Origin of the sequence: Pseudonocardia sp. McavD-2-B (assembly GCF_024124365.1) — a bacterium.
In the GTDB taxonomy this organism is placed as follows: domain Bacteria; phylum Actinomycetota; class Actinomycetes; order Mycobacteriales; family Pseudonocardiaceae; genus Pseudonocardia; species Pseudonocardia alni.
Map to the genome: position 1 here is coordinate 1 of NZ_JAMXSG010000220.1, position 10,030 is coordinate 10,030.

Genomic DNA, 10,030 nt, shown 5'->3' on the forward strand with positions numbered 1-10,030 from the left:
AGGCGACGGGCGCTCATCGCGCACCGGCCAGCTCGCGCCCGGCCCGCAGGTCGCGCAGCGCGGCGGCGTCACGGCGCAGCGAGGCGGCGGTGTCGCCCGGCACGAACTCCAGCAGCACCTCGGTGTCGGTGCCGTCGTCGCGGGACTGCGCGGTGAGCTCGGCGAGCACCGGGGCCCACAGGTCGGCGCGGTCGCCGAGCGGCAGCCGCTCGGTGTATCCGTCGGCGCCCCAGGAGAACGCGTGCACGGTGGCCGGGCGCAGCGCGCGGACCTCGGCCAGGCAGACGTCGGTGTCCGGCAGCTCGCGCGGCTGCCAGTGGGCGACCAGGGCGGGGTGGCCGACCTCGGCGCGCAGCCTCAGCGCGGTGTCGAGGCCGTCGGTGAGGGACTCGACGTGGTGCTCGACGAGCAGCCCCATCCCCCGCTCGGCGACGGCGTCGGCGCAGCGCCGCAGCGCGTCCACGGTGGCGGCGCGCCCGGCGGGCGACACGTCGGCCGAAGCCGCCGTCCCGGCCCAGACCCGTACCCGCGGGGCGCCGAGCTCGGCCGCCGTCGCGACGACGGCGTCGAACTCGCCGGGGTCGGACGCACCGGCCTTGTGGTAGCTGCCGTAGGTGCCGATCCGCAGCCCTACGCCCGCGCAGGCACCGCGGGCCGCCGACGCCGCCGCGCGGTCACCGGGACGGACGTGCCGGTCTCCGGCCCACTCGACGACCTCGGACCCGGCGTCGACCGCCAGGCGCACGACGTCCGGAACGGACCTCTCACGGAAGGTGACCGACGCCAACCCCAGAAGCAGCATGGTCGGTAACCGTAGTCATTGTCGTTTGCGCGATCCAGCGACGTACGTCACCCGATGTCCGGTTCCGTCTACAGCAGGTCGAGTCCGGCCGCCACGACCGTGTCCGCGTCGAGCCCGTGGTGGGCGTAGACCGAGGCGAGGTCGCCGGACTGACCGAAGCGATGAACGCCCAGGTGCGTCGCGGGGACCCGGTTGACCCCGGCGAGGAACGCGAGGGTGTGCGGGTGCCCGTCGAGCAGGGTGACCAGCGGCGCGGCCCGGCGCGCGGGGAACGCCGACTCCAGGATCCACGGCTCGGCCTGCGGACGGGCGGGGCGTCCGGCACGGGCCTGCAGGGCGTCGAACAGCAGCCCCGGACTGGTCACCACGACGACGTCGACGTCGTGGCCGAGCTCGGCGAGCCGGTCCGCCGCGGCGAGCGCCTCGGTCGTCGGCGCACCGGCGACCGCGATGGTCAGCGCCGGTGTGCCCGCGGCGCGGCGGAGCGGGTAGGCCCCGGCGACCACCTGACGCCGGCGCCGCTCGCGCGCGGCCGGGTCGGCCGGGACCGCCGCGAGGGTCTGGTCCACCGGCCGGGTCGACAGGCGCAGGTAGGCGCTGGTGCCGTCCGGACGGCCGAGCCGGGCCAGCGAGGCGAGCAGCGTCCACTCGGTGTCGATGGCGAACGCCGGCTCGTAGGTGACGCAGCCGGGCTGCTCCAGCCCGACCGACGGCGTCGTCACCGACTGGTGGGCACCGCCCTCGGGGGCCAGCGACACCCCGGAGGGCGTGCCGACGAGGATCGACTGGCCACCCGCGTAGATGCCGAACGACCACGGCTCCAGCGCGCGCTCGACGAACGGGTCGTAGAGCACCCCGATCGGCAGCACCGGACGGCCCCAGCGCGACCAGGTCGCCCCCAGCTCCCCCAGCGCCCCGACGAGGTTCCCCTCGGCGATGCCCAGCTCCAGGTGCTGGCCGGTGGGCCGCTCGCGCCAGTGCAGGATCGTCTCGGGATCGTCGTCGAACCAGTCCTTGCGCTCCGCGGTCGACCAGACGCCGACCTTGTTCACCCAGCCGCCCAGGTTCGTCGACGACGACACGTCCGGACAGAGCGTGACCACCCGGCCGGCCGCCTCGGGGGCCTCTCGGGTGAGGTCGAGCAGCGCCCGGCCGAGCGCGGCCTGGGTGGTGGCCCGCCCGGTCGGGGTGCGTCCGATGTCGGTCGGCAGCGGCGGGACCGGCTGGTCGTCGACCGGGTCGCGGTGCAGCCGCTGCGCCGCGCCGGCCACCACCTCGCCCGCCGGGGACTCCGGGTCGAAGCGCCGCCAGGGGTCGTCGGGGTCGGCGCCGACGGCGTCGGCCAGCTCGCGGACCTGGTCGGCGCTCAGGATCGAGCCGTGGTTCTGCGGGTGGCCCGCGGTCGCGAGGCCGTGGCCCTTGACCGTGTAGGCGAGGATCACCGTGGGCCGGGTGTCGTCGATCGCGGAGAACGCGTCGCGCAGCGCGGCGGTGTCGTGCCCGCCGAGGTTGCGCACCGCGGCGAGCAGGGTGTCGTCGTCGAGGCCGGCGACGAGCTCCGCCAGGTCGGCGTGTCCGTCGGGGAGCCGGGTGCGGACCTCGTCGGCGTCGCAGCGCAGCAGCCGCTGGTACTCCGCGTTCTGCATGGTGTCGATCCGGGCGCGCAGAGCGTCGCCGCCGGGGCGGTCGAACAGCTCGTGCAGCAGCCTGCCGTACTTGACGGTGAGGACCTGCCAGCCGGCCGCGGAGAACATGCCCTCGATCCGCGGCGCGCCGATCGCGGGGACGACCCGGTCCAGGGACTGCCGGTTCAGGTCGACGATCCACACGACCTCGCCCAGCTCACCGACCATCGGGTCGAGGATGGCCTCCCAGACGGCGCCCTCGTCGAGCTCGGCGTCGCCGACCAGGGAGTACTGCCTGCCCTCTCCGGCACCCCCGAAGTGGGTGTCGACGTAGCGGCGGGCCAGCGCACCCCAGATCGGGGCGGTCGCGCCGATGCCCACCGAGCCGGTCGAGTAGTCGACCGGGTCGGGGTCCTTGGACCGCGACGGGTAGGACTGCAGCCCGCCGAAGGCGCGCAGCGTGCTCAGGTAGCGCTCGTCGAGCTCGCCGAGCAGGTAGTTGATCGCGTGCAGCACCGGCGAGGCGTGCGGCTTGACCGAGACCCGGTCCCCGGCCCGCAGGTGCTCGAACCACAACGAGGTCATGATCGTCGTCATCGACGCCGACGACGCCTGGTGCCCGCCCACCTTCAGCCCGCTGGGGTCACCGCGCCGGTTGGCCGCGTCGACGATCGCGGTGGACAGCCAGAGCACCCGCTTCTCGATCTCGACGAGCGTGTCCGTCGTCACCGTCTGCGTGCCCATCGCCCACCACTCCAGCCTCGTCGCCCATGCAGCCTGCCCAGTCAGCCCACCACCACATCGACGAGTGCACAACCACAGCCCGTACGACTGAGCAGAGTGCACGCGCCGGGCCGGGCGGGACGCGCGCCGGGACGGCATAATGCGCACCTGCGGACACGAGGAGGGGGCACCAGGTGACGGGAACGACCGGTGACGGGCGGGCCGCGCTCGACGGCCACGACGCCCGGCTGCTGCTGGCCCTGGCGCAGGACCCGCGCGCGACGGTGCTCGCCCTCGCCGAACGGGTCGGCCTGTCCCGCAACACCGTGCAGGCCCGGCTGGCCAAGCTGGACCGGCTCGGCGCACTGGACACCTTCGAGCGTCGGGTCGACCCGGCGGCGCTCGGCTACCCGCTGACCGCGTTCGTGACGGTGCGGGTGGTGCAGCGCGAGCTCGCCGCCGTCGCCGACGCACTGGACCGGGTACCGGAGGTGCTGGAGGTGCACGGCGTCTCCGGACCGGAGGACCTCCTGGTGCACCTGGTCGCCCGCGACGCCGACGACCTCTACCGGATCGCCGGGCACCTCCTCGCGATCGGCGGGGTGGAGCGCACGTCGACGTCGCTGGTCATGCGCTCGCTGGTCGGGTTCCGCACCGCCCCGCTGCTGCACCGCCTGACCGACGGCGGCGCAGGCGCACCCGCCGTTCACCCGGCACCGCTACCGTCACGCCGATGAGCGCCCCCGCCGCCCCCGGTTTCGACCCGGACTTCCTCGGCGTCGCGACGCCGATGCCGACGCTGCCCGGGACCGACACCGTGCTGCTCCCCTACACCCACTTCGCGACCCTGCACCGGCCCGACCGGCGCCTGGCCGCGGCCACCGCCGTCGCGATCGACGGGGCGACCCTGCGGCAGCTCGAACGTTCCGACGACTGGCGCCTCGACGACCGGCTGCCCGCCGGGCAGCAGGCCGGCGCCGAGCTCTACGCCGACAACGACCTCGACCGCGGCCACCTGGTCCGCCGCCAGGACCCGGTGTGGGGCGGGGCCGCCGAGGCTGCGACGGCGGAGTCCGACACGTTCCACTACACCAACGCCGCCCCGCAGGCCGCCGCGTTCAACCAGGACAAGCAGACCTGGGGCGGGCTGGAGGACTACCTGCTCGACAACGCGGGCGACCACGATCGGCGGCTCGTGGTGTTCACCGGCCCGGTGCTGGCCGACGACGACCCGGAGTACCGCGGCGTGCGCATCCCGCGGCTGTTCTGGAAGATCGGCGCCTTCGTCGTCGGCGGCGCGCTGGGCACCACCGCCTACCTGCTGGACCAGACCCCTCAGCTCGGCGACCTCGCCGAGCCGCCGGCCGGGGACCCACCGCCGCTGGGCCCGTACCGCACCTTCCAGGTACCGGTGGCCCGGATCGGCGAGCTGACCGGGCTCGACCTGGGCCCGCTGACCGCGGCGGACCGGATGCCGGTACCCGAGCCGGTGCCCGCCGCACTGTCGGAGCGGGCCGTGCGGCTGCGCTCGTTCGCCGACATCCGCGGACTGTGAGCGCGCCGGGGATCTAGGGTCGCCCCGTGACCGAGCTGCTCCCCAGCACCCAGCGCACCCTGCTCGCCCGCGTCGCCCGCGCCCAGCGCGACGGCCGCGTCCCCTCCCTCGTCGCCGGGGTGGTCCGCGACGGCGCCCTCGTCTGGCACGCCGGGCGTGGAGCGCTCCCGGACGCGGCCGCCGAGGACGACGTCCAGTACCGGATCGGCTCCATCTCCAAGACCGTCTGCGCGGTCACCGTCCTGCGGCTGCGCGACGAGGGACTGCTCGACCTCGACGACCCGCTGGACCGGCACCTCCCCGGCACCCCGCTCGGCGACCGCACCCTGGGTCAGCTGCTGTCCCACCTGGCCGGGGCCGGCTCGGAGAGCCCCGGCCGGTGGTGGGAGCGCACTCCCGGCGGCACGCTGGAGGAGCTGGGCCTCGGCGACGCCGACCGGGTGCTGCCCGCCGCGCGCCGCTTCCACTACTCCAACCTCGGGTTCGGGCTGCTCGGCGAGGTCGTCGCCCGCCTCCGCGGCCGCGCCTGGACCGACGTCGCCCGCGACGAGGTGCTGCTCCCGCTGGGCATGACCCGTACCTCCACCCGCCCGCAGCAGCCCGCCGCGGCGGGACGGGCCGTGCACCCGTGGGCCGACCTCGTGCTGGCCGAGCCCGAACACGACGCCGGGGTGATGGCCGCCGCCGGGCAGCTGTGGTGCACCGCGGCGGACCTGGCCCGGCTCGGCGCCCTGCTGCTCGGCGACACCGGCGACGTGCTCTCCCCGGCGACGGTCGAGGAGATGACGCTGCCCGCGGGCGTCGACCCGACGTCGCCGGTCTGGGCCGGCTACGGCCTGGGCGTGCAGGTCCTGCGGTTCGAGCGGCCCGAGGGCGGCGGCACGACGACGCTGGTCGGGCACGGCGGATCCATGCCCGGCTTCCTCGCCGGGCTCTGGGTGGACCGCGAGGAGGGCGCCGGCGCTCTGGCGATGGGCAACACCACCTCCGGGATGGACAGCGGGCTGACCGCCGGGCTGCTGAACGACCTGCGGGTCGCCGAGCCCCGCATCGTCGCGCCGTGGGCCCCGCAGCCCTGCCCGGTCGACCCCGAGCTGCTCGGACCGTGGTTCTGGGGTCCCTCCCCCTACGCGCTGCGCTCGGTCGGCGGCGGGCTGCTGCACCTCGGCGGCCTCGGGCGCCCCGGACGCGCGTCGCGGTTCCGGCCCGGCCCGGACGGCACCTGGATCGGCCTGGACGGCTACTTCGCCGGGGAGACCCTGCGGATCGCCCGCGACCACCTGTGGCTGGCCACGTTCGTGTTCACCCGCACCCCCTACGACCCGGCCGCACCGGTCCCCGGCGGCGTCTCCGACGAGGGCTGGACCACCTCCTGACATCACGGTTCGGCTTGCACAGCGACACGGGACGGTCCAGTACCTACACTTTCGGCACACAAACGACTTGTGCACAATTTCTGCACGAACGAGAGCGGAGGGGGGATGCGCCCGACATGCGGGCGTGACCACGTATGACACAGGCCCAATCACCACCGGACGGCCGTCCGGACACGACCGGGGACGACCGGCCCCGCACCGACTGGATCGTGTTCGGCGTCGGCGCCGCGCTCGCGCTGCTGTTCGTGCTGTGGGGGCTGCTCAGCGCCGACACCCTCGGCGCCACCGCCGAGGCGATGCTCGGCGGGCTGATGCGCGGCGGCGGCTGGGGCTTCATCCTCGCCGCGACCGCCTTCGTGGCCTTCGCGCTGTTCCTGGCCTTCAGCCGGTTCGGGCGCATCAAGCTCGGCGCCGACGACGAGGAGCCCGAGTTCCGCACGGTCTCCTGGATCGCGATGATGTTCTCCGCCGGCATGGGCATCGGGCTGATGTTCTTCGGCGTGAACGAGCCGCTGACCTTCTTCCAGTCGCCGCCGCCCGGCGCGGCCGAGCCCGGCACCATCGACGCGCTGCAGACCTCGATGGCGACCTCACTGTTCCACTGGACGCTGCACCCGTGGGCGATCTACGCCGTCGTCGGCCTCGCCATCGCCTACTCCACCTTCCGCAAGGGCCGCCGTCAGCTCATCAGCCAGGCCTTCGTCCCGCTGATCGGCCGCAAGGCCGCCGAGGGCTCCATCGGCCGGGGCATCGACATCCTCGCGATCTTCGCGACGCTGTTCGGCTCCGCGGCCTCGCTGGGCCTGGGCGCGTTCCAGATCGGCGGCGGCATGCAGACCGTCGGCTGGGTCGACGGCCAGGTGAGCCCCTGGGTACTCGCCGCGATCATCATCGTGCTGACCGCCGCGTTCATCCTCTCCGCCGTCTCCGGCGTCGAGAAGGGCATCCAGTGGCTGTCCAACACCAACATGGTGCTGGCGGCGGTGCTGGCGTTCTTCGTGTTCGTCGTCGGACCGACGGTGATCATCCTCGACCTGATCCCGACGTCGATCGGCGCGTACTTCTCCCAGTTCTTCGAGATGGTCGGGCGCACCGAGGCCGTCGGCGGCGCCCCGATGCTCGAGTGGCTGTCCGGCTGGACCGTCTTCTACTGGGCGTGGTGGATCTCGTGGACGCCGTTCGTCGGCATGTTCCTGGCGCGGATCTCGCGCGGGCGCACCATCCGTGAGTTCGTCGGCGGCGTCATCCTCGCGCCGAGCCTGGTCTCGCTGGTCTGGTTCTGCATCTTCGGCGGCACCGCCATCACCCAGGCCCAGCAGGGCACGCAGTTCTCCGACGACTCCAACGTCCAGCTCTTCCAGATGCTCGGCGCCTACCCGTGGGCGACCTTCACCGGCCTGCTGGTCATGCTCCTGGTCGCGATCTTCTTCGTGTCCGGCGCGGACGCCGCGTCGATCGTCATGGGCACGCTGTCCCAGCGCGGCACCATCGAGCCCAGCAAGTGGGTCGTGGTCTTCTGGGGCTCGGTCATGGGTGCGGTCGCCGTGCTGATGCTCGTCACCGGCGGGGAGAACGCCCTGGACGGCATCCAGAACCTGACCATCCTGGTCGCGGCGCCGTTCGTCGTGATCATGGTGCTGCTGTGCTTCGCACTGTTCAAGGACCTGCGTCGCGACAAGGTCGTGCTGCGGGACGAGAAGGGCGCGCAGGTGCTCGAGCAGGCGGTCGACTGGGCCACCGACAACCACGGCGAGAACTTCTACGTCAAGGTCGGTGCGTTCGACACGACCGACGGGAACGCACCCGCCGACGGCAACGACAGCTCCGGCAACGGTCCCGTCGCGGCCGGGGCCGACGAGCCGGAGGGGCGGACCGGCGACGAGTCGACCCGGGCGACCGCCGAACGGCGCGACAGCCCGGTCGGCGGCGACTGACCACCTCTCGTCGCACACGACGGCGGCCGGACACCCTCCCCGGGGTGTCCGGCCGCCGTCGTCCGTGGCAGGGTCGAGGGCTCACGGTCGCGGGGACGGCCGGACGATCGGACGACCCGTGAGCGACCGCCCACCGACGGTGAGCGGTCGGGAGTGACCCGGGCCGCCCGCGCTCGTTGGACCTCCTGCGACCACCCGGTGCACGGCCCCCGCGCGCACCGACGATCATCGGAAAGTGCTGCGCCGCAGCCGGAGCGGATGGGAGGGACCTGACACAGTGGGCCGGATGCGTCTCGTCTTCACCCCGGGGGACGACCAGGGGTACGCCGAGGCCCGCAGCCGCCTGCTGGAGCAGTTCTCCCTCTGGGCCCGCCGCCGTCGCGTCGAGGTGGACACCGCGCTCGTCGCCGCCGTGCTGGACTACAAGTACGCGCGCGACCGCAGGCTGGGCCGCTGGACGCGCTCGCACATCGCCGACGCGCTGGGCATGTGGTTCCCGCGCAAGGTGACCGTGCTCGAGCCCGACGACGTCGCCCCCGCCTTCCATGCACTCATCGACTTCGTCGACGAGCACGACTGGTTCGACCCGCAGTCGCACCCGGCGGACGCGCTGCACCGTCAGGTCCTCGACTCCACACCCGCCCTGCACGACGGTCTCGCCGACGAGCGCAACTACGACCTCGGCAAGTTCTGGGGCGTGCAGCTGCACCGCCACGGCGTCGACCCCGCGGACCCGGCCGCGGTGCAGCGGTTCCTCGACCGCGCCGGCGCCGGGCAGACCGACGTCGACCGGCACGCGCTCGCCGAGATCATGCGGCGCGAGGCGCAGCGTCCCACCCGCGCCGAGTGGAACCCCGAGCTGCCGCCGGTACCGATGCCCGGCGCCGCGGCGCTCGTCGACGCCGCGGAGCGCTCCGAGGCCCTCGAGCTGCTCCGCAAGCTGACCCTGTGGGTGCGGGCGGGGCGCCGGCTCACCTCCGACGGTCGCCTCGACCGCACCGACGCGCTTGACCTCGCCGCGCACCTGCAGCTCGACCACATCTACCGCGAGACCGCCCGTACCAGCGACGACCTGCCCGAGGTGTCGCTGCTGCTGCGCTGGGCCCGCTCGGCGCGCCTGGTCCGCGTGGTGCGCGGGCGGCTGCTGCCGGTCAAGAGCGCGGGCCCGCTGCTGAACCGGCCGATCGAGCTGTGGCGCCGGGTGTTCGAGTCGGTCGGACGTCTCGGCGACAGCCTGGGCGGGACCGACGTGTTCGGCGCACCGTCGCTGTTCGGGATGTCGATGTCCCAGGCGTTCCCGATGCTGTGGGTCGGCCTCTACGCCACCGGCGGCGGGCAGGTCCCGCTCGAGCACTTCCACCGCCAGGTCCGCGACGCCGTCAACGACGAGGCCGGCTGCGTGGTCGACGACCTCGCAGGCGACGTCGAACAGCGGCTGTGGCGCCGCGACGTCACGGCCCTGCTGGATGCCTGCGAGCTGCTCGGGGCGATCGAGCTGACCGAGACCCTCGATGCCGACGAGCTGGACGAGCTGTCCCGGGTCGCGCACCGCGACGACCCGGACCCCACGGTCGTCGCGCTGACCCCGATGGGGCTGTGGGCGGTGCACGAGTACCTGACCGAGCAGGGCATGCACCTGCCCGCGCCGGGGGAGCTGGCCGACGAGGACGTCGAGTACGTGTGCGTGCGGATGAGCGGGGTGCGGGCCGACGTCGCCGAGGCCGAGCTCGCCGCGTGGGCGCTCGCCCGCCACCCCGGGGACGCCGTGCGCGAGCTGGACCGCTTCCTGCGCCGCTGCGAGGTCCCGGCGCACCGGGCCCTCGCGCTGCACGCGCTGACCGCGACCGGCCCGGCCGGGCGGGCGGTCGCCGCCCGCCACCGGTTGCACGTCGCCGAGCGGGCCGGGTCGATCTCCACCCAGACCCGTCAGCGCCTGGCCGGGGTCGTGGAGAACATGTCCTGGATGGAGATGCCCGACGGCTCGCGCAACGAGATCTTCGGCTCCGGTGGCGGGC

Annotated in this window: 6 protein-coding genes and 1 pseudogene; 5 read left to right on the forward strand and 2 right to left on the reverse strand. The window is 74.0% G+C overall.

Annotated elements, in window-relative coordinates:
• Positions 1–13: 13 nt before the first annotated feature.
• Together NH602_RS23060 and NH602_RS23065 are read right to left on the reverse strand one after the other, a co-directional pair.
• Positions 14–802, reverse strand: a complete 789-nt coding sequence (locus NH602_RS23060; RefSeq protein ID WP_253068883.1) for a sugar phosphate isomerase/epimerase — start codon at positions 800–802, stop codon at positions 14–16.
• A 68-nt stretch (positions 803–870) separates the two neighbouring features.
• On the reverse strand, positions 871–3,171 hold the full coding sequence (locus NH602_RS23065; RefSeq protein WP_179762386.1) for a pyruvate dehydrogenase: 2,301 nt from the start codon (positions 3,169–3,171) through the stop codon (positions 871–873).
• 173 nt (positions 3,172–3,344) lie between these two features.
• Between NH602_RS23065 and NH602_RS23070 the strand changes: the two genes are divergently transcribed.
• The 5 genes and pseudogenes from NH602_RS23070 to NH602_RS23090 all read left to right on the forward strand — a co-directional run.
• Complete coding sequence (locus NH602_RS23070; protein WP_073574206.1) at positions 3,345–3,887, forward strand: Lrp/AsnC family transcriptional regulator; 543 nt, start codon at positions 3,345–3,347, stop codon at positions 3,885–3,887.
• Positions 3,884–4,705 (forward strand): DNA/RNA non-specific endonuclease, encoded by an 822-nt coding sequence (locus NH602_RS23075; RefSeq protein WP_179762385.1) that lies wholly within the window; start codon positions 3,884–3,886, stop codon positions 4,703–4,705. Before NH602_RS23070 ends, NH602_RS23075 begins: the two co-directional genes overlap by 4 nt.
• A gap of 26 nt (positions 4,706–4,731) precedes the next feature.
• Complete coding sequence (locus NH602_RS23080; RefSeq protein WP_253068884.1) at positions 4,732–6,081, forward strand: serine hydrolase; 1,350 nt, start codon at positions 4,732–4,734, stop codon at positions 6,079–6,081.
• Positions 6,082–6,215: 134 nt separating this feature from the next.
• Positions 6,216–8,015 (forward strand): BCCT family transporter, encoded by a 1,800-nt coding sequence (locus NH602_RS23085; RefSeq protein WP_083658072.1) that lies wholly within the window; start codon positions 6,216–6,218, stop codon positions 8,013–8,015.
• Between the two features lie 1,888 nt (positions 8,016–9,903).
• Positions 9,904–10,030 (forward strand): annotated as a pseudogene (locus NH602_RS23090) (sodium:proton antiporter); the annotation flags it as partial.